The following is a 683-nucleotide window of genomic DNA, read 5'->3' on the forward strand; positions in this document are numbered from 1 at the left end:
ATCTCTCCGGGATTCCATCCATGTCAAGGGTAGGTAAGGTTTTTCGCGTTGCATCGAATTAATCCACATCATCCACCGCTTGTGCGGGTCCCCGTCAATTCCTTTGAGTTTTAATCTTGCGACCGTACTCCCCAGGCGGTCTACTTCACGCGTTAGCTGCGTTACCAAGTCAATTAAGACCCGACAACTAGTAGACATCGTTTAGGGCGTGGACTACCAGGGTATCTAATCCTGTTTGCTCCCCACGCTTTCGTGCATGAGCGTCAATCTTGACCCAGGGGGCTGCCTTCGCCATCGGTGTTCCTCCACATATCTACGCATTTCACTGCTACACGTGGAATTCTACCCCCCTCTGCCAGATTCTAGCCTTGCAGTCTCCAATGCAATTCCCAGGTTGAGCCCGGGGATTTCACATCAGACTTACAAAACCGCCTGCGCACGCTTTACGCCCAGTAATTCCGATTAACGCTTGCACCCTACGTATTACCGCGGCTGCTGGCACGTAGTTAGCCGGTGCTTATTCTTCAGGTACCGTCATTAGCAAGAGATATTAGCCCTCACCGTTTCTTCCCTGACAAAAGAGCTTTACAACCCGAAGGCCTTCTTCACTCACGCGGCATTGCTGGATCAGGCTTTCGCCCATTGTCCAAAATTCCCCACTGCTGCCTCCCGTAGGAGTCTGG

At 52.0% G+C, this 683-nt stretch carries 1 rRNA gene; it reads right to left on the minus strand.

Annotated features, from left to right (window positions below):
• Positions 1-683, minus strand: a 16S ribosomal RNA gene (locus tag GCN75_RS28825); the annotation flags it as partial.

Source organism: Janthinobacterium violaceinigrum (assembly GCF_009208555.1).
Lineage (GTDB): Bacteria > Pseudomonadota > Gammaproteobacteria > Burkholderiales > Burkholderiaceae_D > Janthinobacterium > Janthinobacterium violaceinigrum.